This is a genomic window from Flavobacterium piscisymbiosum (genome assembly GCF_020905295.1).
GTDB classification, from domain to species: domain Bacteria; phylum Bacteroidota; class Bacteroidia; order Flavobacteriales; family Flavobacteriaceae; genus Flavobacterium; species Flavobacterium piscisymbiosum.
Genome location: NZ_JAJJMM010000001.1, coordinates 4,228,754 through 4,243,895 on the forward strand (window position 1 = coordinate 4,228,754; position 15,142 = coordinate 4,243,895).

Below are 15,142 nucleotides of genomic sequence, written 5' to 3' on the forward strand. Positions count from 1 at the left end.
CTTAGTGATTGAAAGCTACTTATTATTGAGCTGTAAAGTCTTTTTCAAGTTTGGCAGCTTTTGGAAATAAAATATTATTCTCCAAATGAATGTGTTTATGCAAATCCTGCTCAAATTCTTCTAGCATTGCAAACGTAACTTTATAAGTATTACAGCCATCGGCTGGCGGTGTATAATTGTTAGTTAATTCTGCTATTTTTCTAAAACGGACACCTTCGGCGTCGTGCTCGTGCATCATCATAGCAATTGGATTTTGAATTGTTTCAAAATGAGGCAGCTCAATTAATTCATCAGATAGAGTAGCATGAATCATTTTTTTTATAAATGGGAACAAAATCAGCTCTTCTTTTTTCATATGTTGTGCCAATTCTCCTGCGCAGCCTTTAAAAAGCTCATTTATTAATAATAGTTCAGGATGTTTTGCGCCATGCACTCTGCTGAGCTTATCTAAAAACTGCAGCAGTATTGGTGTTTTTTCTGATACATATCTGTGATGCTTTTTTTCAATATAATCAGCCAATAAATCAATCGGCCAGGCATTGTAATCAATTCCTGAATCGCTTTTTGATGATAGAACTGTTTCAATTTCCTGTAATAAAACATCTGCAGTCACTGCTTTTTTCTGGCAGGCTTCTTCAATGCTTCTGTTTCCGTTACAGCAAAAATCTATTCCGTATTTTGAGAACAAGGCTGCTGTTCTAAAATCTTTTGCCACGTATTCTCCGATTGTAATTTGTTCTAAAGTTTCCATAATTTTTATTTAGATTATAATTTGTAAATGATTAAACGATGATGATCTTAATAAAAGAGTATTTTGTCTTTTAATTAAACACACTTCATCATTTATTTTGTTATCCAGTTGTCTTATTATTATTTAATGTATTATTTGATATTGTAAAATTCGTATAATTATAAAATGCAGAATATGATTTAAATCATAAGACTGCATTTTTTTAAATATTTTTTTAAAGTGACCTTAACCATTTTTATTTTTAAAGGAAAATAGTCAGCTGTAAATATCTTTTCTTTTGGAGTTTTTTAAAAATAGTGAATATGACAAATATCATAATAAAGGATATTTTTATCCTTTATTTTTACACTATAAATTTCAAACCAAAATAATATGAAAACCAGTGTTAAATTAAACAGACAAATAAGGGGGTTTTTTATAATGTTGCTTGTTTTAGTCGGATTTTTTTCTTGCAAAAGAGGAAGCGATGAAGCAAAAAATTATCAAAATATTGAGGCCAAAGGGCAGCAAACTGCCGAACTCACGGCGCCTCCGTTTGTTCCGAAAGCAGTAGGAGACCGTGAAGCTACAAAATTAGTGGTCAATATGGAAATTAAGGAAATTGAAGGAGAAATGGTAGATGGTGTAAAATATATCTATTGGACTTTTGGGGGTTCTGTTCCCGGAAGTTTTATCAGAACCAGAGTGGGTGATGAAGTAGAATTTCACCTAAAAAACCATCCGGATAACAAAATGCCTCACAATATTGATTTACACGCGGTAACCGGGCCAGGAGGAGGAGCAACCTCATCGTTGGTTGCCCCAGGTCACGAAAAAGTGTTTAGTTTCAAAACCTTAAATCCCGGTTTATACGTGTATCATTGTGCTACAGCACCAGTTGGAATGCATATTGCTAACGGAATGTATGGGTTGATTTTGGTTGAACCAGAAGGAGGCTTGCCACCAGTTGATAAAGAATATTACATCATGCAAGGCGATTTTTACACCAAGGGCAGTTATGGGGAACAAGGTTCTCAACCTTTTGATATGGATAAAGCCATTAAGGAACAAGCTGATTATGTGGTCTTCAATGGGAAAGTTGGAGCTCTCGCCGGAGATAAGTCTTTAACGGCCAAAGTTGGTGAAACTGTCCGTATTTATATGGGAAATGGAGGTCCTAATTTGGTCTCATCTTTCCATGTTATTGGAGAAATTTTCGACAAAGTGCATATTGAAGGAGGGGATATGATCAACGAAAACGTACAAACTACCTTAATACCTGCAGGTGGTTCGGCCATTGTGGAGTTTAAAGTAGATGTTCCGGGAACTTTTATACTGGTAGACCACTCGATTTTTAGGGCCTTTAATAAAGGAGCACTTGGAATGCTGAAAGTTGAAGGCGAGGAAAATAAAAAATTGTATTCTGGAACCATACAAGATGGAATTTATTTACCAGAAGGTGGGACAATTCAAGGTATGCCAAAAGGCAAAGCAGTTCCTAAAACTACTGTTGCAAAAACTGTTCCTGAACAAATTAAAGCCGGTAAAGATTTATTTGACCGTACCTGTTATGCCTGTCACCAATCTGAAGGACAAGGTATTCCGAATGCTTTTCCTCCATTGGCAAAATCAGATTACCTGAATGCGAATCCAGATAGAGCTATTGGCGCGGTATTGCACGGATTAAGTGGAGAGATCACCGTTAATGGCAAGAAATTCAATAACGTGATGACCAGTCAGAACCTAACTGACGAGCAAGCTGCTGATGTTCTGACATACATATACAACAGTTGGGGCAATAATAAAACAGTAATAACTCCGGCAAAAGTAAAAGCTGTTAGAGCCAAACCTGCTCCAAAAGTAGCCCAGGAACATTAGAATAAATCAAAAAAAGTAACAGATGGCAGTATTTAAAACAATATCAATCCTATTTATATTCTGTGTAAGTTCTCTTTTTGCTCAACAAGAAAAAATGGCATCCATAAAGGGCGGTAGTTTTGTGCCCCTTTATGGTGCTACTTCTGAAAAACCGGTCAACATACCTTCTTTTACTATTGATGTGTATCCAGTTACCAATATACAATTTCTTGCTTTTATCAAAAAATACCCAGAGTATAGTCGTTCTAAAATCAAAGGTATTTTTGCAGATAAAAGTTATCTGGCACAATGGACAAGTGATTTCGATTATGGTTTAAAGAATTTAAACAATGCCCCGGTTACCAATGTTTCCTGGTTTGCTGCCAAAAAATATTGCGAATGTCAAGGCAAAAGACTGCCAACAATGGACGAATGGGAATATGTAGCCATGGCCGATGAAAAACGTATTGATGCACGTTCTAAAAAAGAATTCAATAAATACATTTTGTCGTGGTATGAGAAGCCAAAAACCTATTTAAACCCTGTAGGTCAAACCTTCAGGAATTACTGGGGCGTTTATGACATGCACGGTTTGGTGTGGGAATGGACAGGCGATTTCAATAGTATCTTTCTTTCTGGCGAGTCCAGAAAAGATAAAGCTACAGATAAAAATCTTTTTTGCGGCAGCGGATCCGTAAATGCCAGCGATTTAATGGATTATGCGGCTTTTATGCGCTATGCTTTCAGAAGCAGCCTGAAAGCAAATTATACCACCAAAAACTTAGGTTTTCGCTGTGCCAAAGATTTAAAATAGGTTCTAAACTATTTATATAAAAAAATGAAAAAACTGTTCCTGGGATTAACATTAGTCCTTTTAGTTTTACAGGGATGTAATACTAATAAAAAATCCGAAGATAAACCGATTTCAGATTTATCCATATACAATCTGCCTTCAAAATGGACCAATCAAAATGGGCAAAATCTTGAAATGAAGGATTTAAAAGGCAAAGTGCTCGTTATGGTAATGATTTATACTTCCTGCAAGGCAGCTTGTCCCAGACTAGTGGCCGATATGCGAAATATAGAATCTCGTTTGTCTGAGAACATCAAACCCGATGTAAAGTTCCTATTGGTAAGCATAGATCCGGAAGTTGATACTCCGGCACGATTAAAAGAATTTGCTATTGCTAATAAAATGGATGGGGAACAATGGGAATTTTTGAGATCCACAGAAGAAAATACCCGAGAGTTTGCAGCGGTTTTGGCAGTCAACTACAAGAAAATTGCTCCTTTAGATTTTTCGCATTCTAACATAATAAGTGTTTTTAATGCCGAAGGGGAATTAACATTTCAGCAAGAAGGTTTGGGTGTAAATTCTGAAGCAACGATTAAAAAAATTACTGAAGAAGCTGAAAAGATAGAGTAAACTTCTTTCTTAAAACTTACAAAATGAAAATCTTGAAAATTATTGTTATAACACTTTTACCAGTGTTCAGCTGTATTGCTTTTGCTCAGGAACTGGATGCAAATTTACAGATCAGACCTCGTTATGAGTTTAGAAATGGCTATAAAGCCCCAATTCCTTATGGAGAAACGGCAGCTCAATTTGTTTCATCCAGAACTCGTTTGAATCTGAACTTCAGGCAAGATCAATTTATTACCAGACTTACTATGCAAAATGTTCGTGTTTGGGGAGATGTGCCCACAAATACCAAATCAGATGTAAACGGGATTCAGTTATATGAAGCCTGGGTGCAATATAACTTTAGTGAAAAATGGAGTGCGCGTTTAGGCCGTCAGGTGATTTCGTATGACAATCAACGCATTTTTGGTGAAGTCGATTGGGCACAACAAGCGCAAAGTCACGATGCTGCGATAGCAACTTTTAAAAGTAACAAAAATCATCTGGATGTAGCGATTGCATATAATGCAAATGCTGAAACCGAACTTACAACACCTTATACCGTGCTAAATTACAAATCGATGCAATATGCTTGGTACCATACTGAGTTATTGAAAATAAATATGAGTTTCTTGTTTTTAAATACAGGTTATGAAAATAAATTAACAGATCCAGTTCCAACACCAACACCCGAATTGAAAGTAGATTACATGCAGACTTTTGGAACGTATTGGAAAACCAAAGGGAAATCCTGGGATGTAGACTTATGGTTTTATGGGCAAACAGGAAAAAATGCAACTAATACAGTAAATGCTTTTGACGTAGCTCTTAATTTTAATTATGACCTGACCGATAAGTTTAAAGCTGGTTTTGGATACGAATATCTTTCCGGAAAGAGCCAGGAAAATACTAGTTCAGCAATAAAATCCTTTCATCCTGTTTTTGGAACCAATCATGCCTTTAATGGATATATGGATTATTTCTATGTGGGAAATCATAAAAATTCGGTTGGTTTAAAGGATGCTTTTTTGAAATTTGCATACAATGTCAACAAATGGCAATTTGCGTTATTTCCCCATGCTTTTAATACTGCGAATACCGTTTTGGATGCTAATGGAAATGAAATGAAGAACTATCTTGGTACGGAAATCGATTTTACATTTGGCTATTCAGCGCATAAATTTGTGAATGTAACGGGAGGTTATTCCCAAATGTTTGCTACCGATACCATGCAAAGATTGAAAGATGGCCACGTTGATCACGTTAACAATTGGGCGTGGGTAATGATTAATGTAAATCCTCAGATTTTTTCGCATAAAAAATAATTTTTAATTCACTTGAAAGCTGTCTAAAATGCTATATTCTAGAAAGTTTTGCATAACCCCAATGGGCTGATTGGATTAGTATTTGTTTTTTTTCATTTTGTGAAATACTGGGTTTTATAGCTTATTTTTATTAATTTCATCTTTATTTTCTGGTTATTTTGACTTGAAAACAATAAATGATTTATATCATGTTTTAGGATTACGGACTATTTTATCTTTGTTTAAGAATTAATTAAAGTAAGTATGAGCAATTTATCACAATCACACAGAATATTATTTTTAAACACACTTGCTTTTGCAGTCTGTTTTGCTTGTTGGACTTTAAATGGTGTTTTAGTCACTTTTTTAGTTGACCAGGAAATATTTGATTGGAATGTAGTTCAAATCGGATGGTTATTGGGAATTCCAATACTTACAGGCTCGCTCATGCGGTTACCAATGGGTATTTTAACAGATAAATATGGAGGTTGAGTGGTGTATTCTGCTTTGCTGATTTTGGTATCTATTCCATTGTTTTTGCTTCCTTTTGCTGCCAATTTTTGGATGTTCGCACTATTGAGTTTTATGTTCGGAATGGTAGGAACAAGTTTTGCTGTTGGTGTGGCCTATACTTCACTATGGTATCCTAAAGAATGGCAAGGACGTGCCTTAGGAATTTTCGGAATGGGTACTGCAGGAGCTTCTATTACTCCCTTTATAGCACCCAGTATGCTAAAATACTTTTCAGAGTCAGATCCAGTAAATGGGTGGAAATATTTGCCTGTTATTTACGGTGTAGTATTGTTGACGATGGGTATTGTTTTTATTCTTTTTTCGAAAACTAAAAAAATAGAAGCAAAAGCAAAAACAGTTAAAGAACTTTTACAACCGCTTAAAGAGGTGCGTGTTTGGCGCTTTGGAACCTATTACTTTTTGCTGTTTGGTTCGTTTGTGTCATTTTCCCAATGGTTGTTGCCTAATTTTATGAATGTTTATCATACAACTTTAATTTTAGGAGGGCTGTTTACTACTTGTTTTAGTTTACCAGCTGGTATTATTCGTGCTTTTGGAGGATTTTTATCCGATAAATTTGGAGCAAGAAAAGTGATGTATTGGGTATTGAGTACTTCGGTAGTGTTGAGTTTTTTACTTTTGTTTCCAAAAATGAATATTACTACTTCCGGTAGCGGCTTGATGGCAGCAAAAGCAGGAACGGTTACACAAGTTTCACCATCTAAAATAGTTATTGGAGAAAAAGAATATTTAGTTACTTCAAAAGATGTTAATGCAGAGCACAATCCGTTTTTTCCATCTAAAAAAACATGGCAGGAAGTTGTTGTAGCAGAAAATCAAAAAGTTCAGAAAAAAGAATTAATTGCAGACGGAATCACGCAGATTCATTTTGAAGCGAATATGTGGGTTTATCTTGTCTTGGTTATTTTAATTGGGACTTGTTGGGGAATTGGTTCGGCAGCAGTTTACAAACACATTCCTGAATATTTTCCAAATCAGGTAGGGGTTATAGGAGGAATGGTTGGAATGATTGGTGGTTTGGGAGGATTTATTGGTCCAATAGTTTTTGGATACCTGCTTGCTTTTACTGGTTTTTGGACCAGTTCATGGCTCTTTATCTTTGTCTTATCTATTATTTGTTTGATTTGGATGCACCGTGTAATTGTAAAAGTGACTAAAGAAAAACTACCTGAATTTGATCAGGATATGGATAGAAAAGATGTTTCAGAATAGCCAATGAATATAAAATATTATTAATTTTTATTATAAATTAGAACGAAATTAATCAATTGATCTTGCAATCGATTAGCCTCTTGCTTTTTTTTTGTAAATTAACCTCTTTAGTAGTACAACATTTTTAAAAGCTGTTTTTATAAATAGTCAGAAAATGAAACCTATTTCATGTATTTGGTTCGGATTGTAATTTGTAAATTAACAGTTATTCTTTAATAATTAGTGTTTAAAAGTGACTTGAAGTAATGATAATTTAAAATGAAAAATAGAAACTACAATATAAAGGCTTTACTAATTGCCGCTTCCATGTCCGTGCTAATGATCATATTAGTATTTTATGGATCCAGAAAACTGCAAAATTTTGATGCGGCATTAATTACGTATTTATTTGGGACAGTATTTGCTTTTTTTGGTATTGTATACCGTTATTCTGTTTGGCTGCAAAGGCCGCCAACGTGGATTTATTTCAAAAGAGGAGTAAGTTACTTGTTTACGGGAAAAGTGTTTTCTCACTTTTGGTTTGCTTCAAAAGAAACAATTGAAAATATTGCTTTTCAGAAATTTATTTATCCCCGGGGCAAATATCGGTGGATGGCGCATTTTATGATTGCCATAGGCTGTACTTCCGCTTTTTTAATTACGATTCCATTGACTTTTGGATGGATTCATTTTACTATGGCCCCCGATTCAATATCGGTTTACGAAGCACATTTTTTCGGTTTCAAGGTCATGGAATTTAAATTGGGTTCCATTATGGCCTTCCTAACCTTTCATGCCCTGAACTGGTCTTCTTACTTGGTTATTTTCGGTTCGTTATACTACTTAAGAAGACGTTTGACCAATCCTGGTTTAATTGCTACTCAAACTTTTGAAGGCGATTTATTACCCCTAATTTTATTAATTGCTATTTCCGCTACAGGATTGGGGCTAACCTATTCCTATCAGTTTATGAAAGGTTTTGCATTTGATTTCCTAGCTGTTCTGCATGCAGTAACGGTAATTATGTTTTTAATCTGGATTCCGTTTGGAAAGTTTTTTCATATCATTCAGCGTCCGGCACAAATTGGGGCACATATATATAAAAAGCAGGGGATGAAAATGGGAATGGCAGTTTGTGAGCACACCGGAGAGGAATTCGCTACCAATTTGCATATAAAAGATCTTAAAACAGTAACTAAGGAATTAGGTTTCAATTTTGACAGACCGGATGGAACATCGCATTTAGATTTAAGCCCTGAAGGTAAAAGATCCCGTTTGGCACAAGCCCACTTAAAAGCACGACTGGAAGGCGGAAATTTATTTGGCTAATTTTTTTTAGTTGAATTGAAAATTAAAAACAACACTGGTGATTTTTTTATCGCATCGGTTAAAAAATATAAAACATGGCAAAATTACCTGTTTCGGAACAAAACATTATCACGCAATTTGGACCTCATAAAAACTACACACCGAAAGATGGTTATGAGGGCAGGGATGAGCCAGATGAATTGGTAAAAACACATTGTTGTTTTTGTGGAATGCAGTGTGGTATTCAATTGTCGGTTAAAGACAACAAAGTAGTAGGTTTTGAACCCTGGATGGAATTTCCGTTCAACGAAGGGCGATTGTGCCCTAAAGGGGTCCAGCGCTATTTACAGAACAATCATCCGGACCGTCTCTTGTCCCCGCTAAAAAGAGTAGAAGGGCAAGGATTTGTACCAACGTCCTGGGATGATGCGATGGGTAAAACAGTTTCTGAAATTAAAAGGATTCAGGCGCAATATGGAAACGATGCCTTCTCAGTCCTTTCGGGTGTTTCGCTAACCAATGAAAAAAGTTATTTGATGGGTAAGTTCGCCCGTGTCGCTCTAAAAACAAAAAATTTAGATTATAATGGACGCTTGTGTATGGTAAGTGCAGGAGCAGGAAATAAAAAAGCATTTGGTCTGGACCGGGGCTCTAATAACTATTCGGATCTGGAATATGCGGAAGTAATTATTGTGGCTGGTGCCAATGTTAGTGAAACTTTCCCAACATTAACCCACTGGATTTGGAAAGCCAGAGACCGTGGTGCAAAATTGATAGTTATTGACCCAAGAATGATTCCATTAGCCAGAACAGCCGATCTTCATTTGGATGTCCGCCCGGGAACAGATTCGGCTTTGTATGGTGCAATGCTGAAATATTTGGTGGATCATGACATGCTGGATCACGATTTTATTGCCAACCATACCTCAGGTTTTCAGCAGACTATAGATTCCGTAAAAGATTATACCCTGGAATGGGCAGAGCAAGTTACAGGGATTAAAAAAGAAAAAATTCAACAGGCAGCCGAATTATGGGGCAGAGCCAAAACAAGCTTTTTACTTCATGCCCGTGGTATTGAGCATCATTCTAAAGGCGTAGATAATGTGTTGGGATGCATTAATTTGGTACTCGCAACAGGAAGAATTGGTAAGCCATATTGCGGTTATGCCACTATTACCGGACAGGGAAATGGGCAAGGCGGTAGAGAGCACGGTCATAAATGCGATCAGCTGCCAGGAAATAGGGATATTGAAAATCCGGAACATCGTAAATATATTTCAGAAGTTTGGGGTATTAATGAGAAAGATATGCCCGGAAAAGGGTTGTCGGCTTATGAAATAATCGAAGCCATTCATCGTGGGGAGATTAAAGGGCTATTATCGATTTGTTTTAATCCGCTAGTTTCCCTGCCTAACAGCAATTATGTTCGGGAGGCTTTAGAAAAGTTAGAATTTTATGTTTGTATTGACTTTTTCTTAAACGAAACGGCCCGTCATGCCGATATTGTTTTGGCAGGATCATTACAGGAGGAAGAAGAAGGTACAACCACTTCAGCCGAAGGGCGTGTTATCCGAATCCGTCAGGCAGTTACTCCTCCGGGAGATGCCAGAACCGATACTTCGATTATTTTGGAATTAGCCAAACGCTTAGGGGTGGAGGATAAATTTACGTATGATAGCAGCGAAGCCGTTTTTAACGAATTGCGGGTAGCCTCAAAAGGAGGAACTGCTGATTATTATGGAATTACCTACCAAAGAATTGAAGACGAAATGGGTGTTTTTTGGCCTTGTCCTGAAATAGGACATCCGGGAACACCGCGTTTATGGGAAGATAAAAAATTTAAAACCTCAGATGAAAGGGCTCATTTTAATCCGGCACCGTACAAAGTTCCAGGTGAGGTGCCAGATGCCGATTATCCAATAATTTTGACGACAGGACGTGTGGTTTCTCAATATTTGAGTGGTACACAAACACGAAGAATTGGAAAATTGGTTGATCAGTATCCGGAGCCTTTATTGGAAATTCATCCAAATTTAGCCCAACAATACGGCATCAAACAAAGGGAATTAATAAAAGTTACTACCCGGCGTGGTGAAGGCATTTTTCCTGCAAACATTGTAGAAACGATTCGCGAAGACACGGTTTTTATACCGTACCACTGGTCTGGAAAAAAATCAGCAAACCAATTAACTCCCGGAACATTAGATCCTATTTCTAAAATTCCGGAATTCAAAGTTTGTGCCTGTCATCTGGAACCTTTGCGTGAAATAGCACCACCTTCGAGCGAATCTATGGCTTACGCTAGTGTTTAACAACTAAAAAACAAAAAATGAATTATACCAATTTTAATAAAAATGAAGAGTTTTTTGTAGATATGCAACGTTGCATTGGCTGTAAAGCCTGCGAAATGGCTTGTGCTGAATGCGAAACCAATGGTCAGGAATCTTTAATTCACGTAAATTATGTCGATAGGGCATCAACTGTGCAAACTACTGTACAGGTGTGTATGCATTGTGACGATCCTGTTTGTGCAAATGTATGTCCTGCTGATGCTATTTCAAAAGACGAATTCGGAATTGTTCATACTGCCAATACGGAAAGATGTATTGGTTGTTCGAATTGTGTGATGGCCTGTCCATTTGGCGTGCCTAAAAAAGAAGAGTCCTACGATTTGATGATGAAATGTACGATGTGCTACGACAGAACAAGCGTGGGCAAAAAACCTATGTGTGCTACGGTTTGTCCAAGTGGGGCTTTGTTTTACGGCACCAGAGAGGAAATACAGGAAATGCGTCCAAATAGTTCGCCAGTAAATACTTTCCTTTTTGGAGAAGAGGTAGTGAATACAAAAGTTAATATTATGATGCCAAAAGGCAGTAATCAATTAATAATTTATTAGAATTCATGTCTAAAGAAGATAATTTAAATAAAAACTGGAAAAAAGATTTTCCAATCGAAAAACAACAGGCAACCAATGTGAGCCGTCGCGATTTTGCTAAATTCCTTACACTAGTATCAGGCGGGTTAATGGTTGGGAGTGGTCTGGTGGCAGCCAAAGCGCACCTATTTCCAAAAGATGAGCTGGATGGAGAGCACTTTGTATGTAAAAAAGAAGAGGTGCCTGTAGGGGGTACACGTGCTTTTGTTATCGAAGGAAGTACAATCCCTTATATATTGATTCATCTGGAGACGGGAGAATTCAAAGCGTATGAACAAAAATGCACCCATCTTTCCTGCTCTGTTTTTTATAAGCCTGGCACGGGAGTTATTCATTGTCCTTGTCACGAAGGTTCTTTTGACGCTCAAACCGGAGATGTTATCGCTGGCCCCCCGCCCAGAGCTTTGCCTAAATTGGAAGTGCTTTTTAAAGAGAATGCCATTTATGTAAGAGCATCAGAGAATCTGGAAGAGAAACCAGGATAAATCCCTAAAATAAAAAACCATGAGTACTTTTAGAACTAGTCAGAATCAAGCCAATCCAAATAAATTAAACGCGATACTTTCTACTATTATTTTTATATTAATACTAAATGTGACTATTCAAATTTGGTTATTATATGCCGCCTTGAACAATGCTTTGGATAATAATAAAGAAATCCTTATTCCTGCATTTATAGCTTCATTGATATTATTTCTGATAGGAATCGGTTTGCTTTATTACTTACCAATTGGAAATTTGAAGAATAAACGGTTATAAATTTATTTTAGAGTTTCAAATTAATATTTTCTTTAGATGTGAAGCAAAGTGATGTTGCTTATTATAAAAAATATGGTTTGTGACCGCTGTATTATGGTGGTGCAGAATGAATTGGGAAAGTTAGGCTTAAACCTAAAGAGCATAAAGCTGGGGGAGATTACACTTAGCAGCGAACCTACGACTCAAGAATTATTTAAATTGGAAAAAACGCTGCTTACATTAGGATTTGAAATCATTGACGATAAGAGAAACAGAACTGTAGAAAGAATAAAAATATAATTATTGATTTAGTACATCATCAAAAAAATGGTGTAAAAACCAATCTTTCCGATGTATTAAGCGACAAACTTCAACATGATTACAATTATTTGTCCAACCTGTTTTCCGAAGCGCAAGACACCACCATTGAAAAGTACTTCATCGCCCAAAAAATAGAAAAGATAAAAGAACTATTGGTTTATGACGAATTGTCCCTCAGTGAAATTGCATTTCACCTTAATTACTCCAGTGTTGCTTATCTAAGCAACCAGTTCAAAAAGGTAACCGGGCTTACTCCGAGCTATTTCAAGCAAAGACGGGAGGATAAAAGAAAACCATCGGATAAGGTCTAAGTAAATCTTACAAATCCATTTCATAATTCCACAACGCTTCCCACCCATATTATCCCAATTTTGTATTGTTAATTAAAGCAAAAAAAAATGGCAACAGATAAAAATAAGCAAGTCATTTATCTTCCCTTGGAAGATGTAGAAAGCGAACATTGTGCACTCATCGTTGAAAAGGGACTGGCAAGATTGAAAAGCATAGAAACACACCAGGTAGAGCTGAACAACCGCAGGGCTGTTATCACGGTTGACAACACACAAGCGGTAGCGGAAGCGATCAAAGCAATCAAGGACTTGGGGTATGGCGTTTCGACCGTAAAAAACACGTTTCCAGTATTGGGCATGACGTGCGCCTCTTGCGCGGGCAGTGCTGAGAGCATTGTTACATACGAGCCAGGAGTGGTAAGCGCTGCTGTAAATTTTGCAACGGGTAATCTTACCGTTGAATACCTGCCCAATATGACCGATGCGGCCAAACTGCAAAAAGCGGTACAATCTATCGGTTACGATTTATTGATTGAGGATGAAACCAAACAACAGGAAACTTTAGAAGTAATCCATGCTCAAAAATTCCAGAATCTAAAAATCAAAACCATTTGGGCAATTATCTTGTCTTTTCCTGTGGTTGTTATTGGGATGTTCTTTATGAATATGCCCTACGCAGACCCTATAATGTGGCTGTTTTCTACACCTGTTGTCTTATGGTTAGGCAAAGATTTTTTCATCAATGCATGGAAACAAGCTATACACCGTTCAGCCAATATGGATACACTGGTGGCACTCAGTACAGGCATTGCATATCTGTTCAGTGTATTCAATATGTTGCTGCCTGAATTTTGGCACAGGCGCGGATTACACGCCCATGTTTATTTTGAAGCGGCGTCTGTTATTATTGCATTCATTCTGCTGGGAAAATTACTGGAAGAAAAAGCCAAAGGGAATACCTCTTCAGCAATTAAAAAGCTGATGGGCCTACAGTCCAAAACCGTCATCGTGATACTACCGGACGGAACCCAAAAACAGACTGCTATTGAAGAGGTAGCTACAGGTGACGTTATTCTTGTAAAGCCGGGCGAAAAAATTGCAGTGGATGGTATAGTAACCTCAGGGAGTTCCTATGTTGATGAGAGTATGCTTAGCGGCGAGCCGATACCAGTACTAAAAAAAGGAAGTGAAAAAGTATTTGCAGGAACGATTAACCAAAAAGGGAGCTTTCAATTTAAGGCCGTTAAAGTAGGAAAAGAAACGATGCTTGCCCAAATTATCAAAACCGTACAGGATGCGCAGGGAAGCAAAGCACCTGTACAGAAATTGGTAGATAAGATTGCCGGTATATTTGTTCCTGTTGTGATAGGAATTGCCATCCTGACATTTATGTTGTGGTTTGTTTTGGATGGCGATAACGGAGTGGTACATGGATTGCTCGCAGCCGTTACGGTATTGGTTATCGCCTGTCCCTGTGCCTTGGGTTTAGCAACACCAACCGCTATTATGGTAGGTGTTGGTAAAGGTGCTGAGAATGGCATCCTGATTAAAGATGCTGAAAGCCTTGAACTGGCAAAGAAAGTTGACGCTATTGTTTTAGACAAAACCGGAACCATTACTGAGGGGCGGCCAGAGGTTACGGGTTTCAAATGGCTGAACAATGATGATGCAGCCAGCAATGTTTTATTGAGCATTGAAAAACAATCGGAGCACCCATTGGCAGAAGCCGTAGTGAAACATTTTGACGGCATACCGACACCCGCATTGTCCGGTTTTGAAAGTATAACCGGTAAAGGTGCAAAAGCCGGCCATGACAATGACACCTATTATGTGGGCAATAAAAAGTTATTGGCAGAAAACAATATCATTATTGATGACCAATTACAAATCCAGGCCGAACAATGGGGCAGCCAGTCCAAAACTGTTATTTGGTTTTTAAACAGCAGACAAGCTCTTGCTGTAATTGCAATATCTGACAATATAAAAGAAAAATCAGCACAGGCTATCCAGGAAATGCAGGCTATGGGCATTGACCTTTATATGCTTACCGGAGATAATGAAGCCACTGCGAAAGCCATTGCTGAGCAAACAGGTATCAGACATTATAAGGCAGAGGTGCTGCCCCAGCATAAAGCCGCTTTTATAAAAGAACTCCAGCAACAAGGAAAAATCGTTGCAATGGTGGGCGATGGAATCAATGACAGTACCGCCCTTGCAACTGCCGATGTTAGTATAGCAATGGGTAAAGGAAGTGATATTGCAATGGATGTAGCCAAGATGACCATTATATCATCGGATCTTACCAAAATTCCACAGGCAATAAGATTATCCAAACAGACAGTAGCTACCATAAAACAAAATCTGTTTTGGGCATTTGTCTATAATCTGATTGGTATTCCCATTGCAGCGGGCATTCTCTATCCGATAAACGGCTTTTTGCTTAACCCTATGATTGCAGGCGCTGCAATGGCATTCAGCAGTATAAGTGTGGTAAGTAACAGCTTGCGTTTAAAATGGAAAAAGTAAAAC

11 protein-coding genes and 2 pseudogenes are annotated in these 15,142 nt (G+C 37.5%); 12 read left to right on the plus strand and 1 reads right to left on the minus strand.

What is annotated here, in order from left to right; translation table 11 throughout:
* Positions 1–22 precede the first annotated feature (22 nt).
* Positions 23–751 (minus strand): iron-sulfur cluster repair di-iron protein, encoded by a 729-nt coding sequence (ric, locus tag LNP81_RS18160; protein ID WP_230038310.1) that lies wholly within the window; start codon positions 749–751, stop codon positions 23–25.
* Positions 752–1,123: 372 nt separating this feature from the next.
* Between ric and nirK the strand changes: the two genes are divergently transcribed.
* The 12 genes and pseudogenes from nirK to LNP81_RS18220 all read left to right on the plus strand — a co-directional run bounded on the left by nirK (position 1,124) and on the right by LNP81_RS18220 (position 15,139).
* Entirely contained in the window at positions 1,124–2,608 is a 1,485-nt protein-coding gene (nirK, locus tag LNP81_RS18165) for a copper-containing nitrite reductase (protein ID WP_160372959.1), read from the plus strand.
* Positions 2,609–2,702: 94 nt separating this feature from the next.
* Positions 2,703–3,401, plus strand: coding sequence for a formylglycine-generating enzyme family protein (locus tag LNP81_RS18170; protein ID WP_230038311.1), 699 nt, complete (start codon positions 2,703–2,705; stop codon positions 3,399–3,401).
* Between the two features lie 24 nt (positions 3,402–3,425).
* Positions 3,426–4,013, plus strand: a complete 588-nt coding sequence (locus LNP81_RS18175) for an SCO family protein (RefSeq protein ID WP_160372957.1) — start codon at positions 3,426–3,428, stop codon at positions 4,011–4,013.
* 23 nt (positions 4,014–4,036) lie between these two features.
* Entirely contained in the window at positions 4,037–5,314 is a 1,278-nt protein-coding gene (locus LNP81_RS18180; protein WP_160372956.1) for an alginate export family protein, read from the plus strand.
* A gap of 243 nt (positions 5,315–5,557) precedes the next feature.
* A pseudogene (locus LNP81_RS18185) lies at positions 5,558–7,039 on the plus strand (MFS transporter).
* Between the two features lie 258 nt (positions 7,040–7,297).
* Entirely contained in the window at positions 7,298–8,347 is a 1,050-nt protein-coding gene (locus LNP81_RS18190; RefSeq protein ID WP_056205554.1) for a hypothetical protein, read from the plus strand.
* A 74-nt stretch (positions 8,348–8,421) separates the two neighbouring features.
* Entirely contained in the window at positions 8,422–10,638 is a 2,217-nt protein-coding gene (locus LNP81_RS18195; RefSeq protein ID WP_160372954.1) for a molybdopterin oxidoreductase family protein, read from the plus strand.
* 17 nt (positions 10,639–10,655) lie between these two features.
* A complete protein-coding gene (locus LNP81_RS18200) occupies positions 10,656–11,225 on the plus strand; it encodes a 4Fe-4S dicluster domain-containing protein (protein ID WP_056205550.1) in 570 nt (189 codons plus the stop codon).
* Between the two features lie 5 nt (positions 11,226–11,230).
* Positions 11,231–11,749: a Rieske (2Fe-2S) protein gene (locus LNP81_RS18205; protein ID WP_160372953.1), complete on the plus strand. Its 519-nt coding sequence runs from the start codon at positions 11,231–11,233 to the stop codon at positions 11,747–11,749.
* Between the two features lie 19 nt (positions 11,750–11,768).
* Complete coding sequence (locus LNP81_RS18210; protein WP_082577852.1) at positions 11,769–12,023, plus strand: DUF6755 family protein; 255 nt, start codon at positions 11,769–11,771, stop codon at positions 12,021–12,023.
* Positions 12,024–12,074: 51 nt separating this feature from the next.
* Positions 12,075–12,634 (plus strand): annotated as a pseudogene (locus tag LNP81_RS18215) (helix-turn-helix domain-containing protein).
* Between the two features lie 87 nt (positions 12,635–12,721).
* Positions 12,722–15,139, plus strand: a complete 2,418-nt coding sequence (locus tag LNP81_RS18220) for a heavy metal translocating P-type ATPase (RefSeq protein WP_230038313.1) — start codon at positions 12,722–12,724, stop codon at positions 15,137–15,139.
* Positions 15,140–15,142: the final 3 nt, after the last annotated feature.